Raw genomic sequence first — 1,375 nt, forward strand, 5'->3', positions numbered from 1 at the left:
CCCCCGAGCCCGGCCCGGGCGGCGGCGTATTCCCGGACGAGCCGGGCCACCAGGTCGGCGGTGGCCGGCGCGTCCGCGATGGTGCCGACCCCCTGGCCGGCGCCCCAGACGTCCCGCCAGGCCTTCACGCCGGCGCTGCCGAAATCCATCGCGGTCTTGTCGCGCACCGGCAAGGCCTCGGGATCGAGTCCGGCGGCGCGGATGCTGGGGGTCAGGTAGTTGCCCGGCACCCCCGTGAAGTAGGGGGTGTACAGGACGTCGGCGGCGGCGCTGCCGGCGATCATGTCCTTGTAGCCGGACGCGGCGTTCGCCTCCCGGGTCGCGATGAACCGGGTGCCCATGTAGGCGAGGTCGGCGCCCATGGCCTGGGCGGCCAGGATCGCCGAGCCGGTGGTGATCGCCCCCGACAGGATCAGCGGCCCGTCGTAGAAGCGGCGGATCTCGCCGACGAGGGCGAAGGGGCTCAGCGTGCCGGCATGGCCCCCGGCGCCGGCGCAGACCAGGATCAGCCCGTCGACCCCGGCCTCCAGGGCCTTCTCGGCATGGCGGACCGTGGTGACGTCGTGGAACACCACGCCGCCATAGGCGTGGACCGGGCGGATCACCGCGTCCGGGGCCCGCAGCGACGTGATGATGATCGGCACCCGATGCCGGACGCAGGCCTCGACATCCTGCGCCAGCCGGTCGTTCGACGCGTGGACGATCTGGTTGACCGCGAAGGGCGCGATCTTGCGGGCGGGATCCTTCGCGCGCTCTTCAGCCAGGGTCCGCGTGATCGTCGAAAGCCATTCGTCGAGTAACGCGGCGGGCCGGGCGTTGAGCGCGGGGAACGCGCCGACCACCCCGGCGAGGCATTGCGCGATCACGAGTTCCGGTCCCGAGACGATGAACATCGGCGCGCAGATCACCGGCAGGGCGAGGCGACCGCGCAGGATCTCGGGCAGGCGGCTAGCCGGGCCCTGTTCGAACCCGTCGCTCATCGGAGGCTGCCGGGCTGTTGGCCGATACCGCGCACGGCGATCCTCCCTGATCGATCGGGCAACCCGGCTGGGCGGGCCAGGGTCGGAATCGTGCCCGGGGCGGGTCTGAATGGCATGGCGTCCGGCACCGGTCAAACCATCCAGCCGGGCGGCGTCTGCAATGCGGAACGGCGCGACGCAGGCCGCCGGCAATGGCACCGCGTTCTTGACGAGTAGGGGATCGCGGATCAACATCCCATCAAATTGCAAACGATCATTCTGCACTGCAGAACAGGGAGAGCGACGCTTTGGTTCGTTACGAGGTCGATGGCGGCGTGGCCGTGCTCACGCTGGCCAACCCGCCGGTCAACGCGCTCGGCGCCGCGCTGCGGGCTGCCCTCGATGCCGCCCTGGCC

1 protein-coding gene is annotated in these 1,375 nt (G+C 71.3%); it reads right to left on the reverse strand.

Translation table 11 applies throughout. The features are described from left to right. A partial coding sequence (locus FV228_RS29850; protein WP_147857745.1) for a nitronate monooxygenase family protein occupies positions 1-980 on the reverse strand: 980 nt, incomplete at its 3' end. Positions 981-1,375: the final 395 nt, after the last annotated feature.

It is taken from the genome of Methylobacterium sp. WL18 (genome assembly GCF_008040015.1).
Lineage (GTDB): Bacteria > Pseudomonadota > Alphaproteobacteria > Rhizobiales > Beijerinckiaceae > Methylobacterium > Methylobacterium mesophilicum.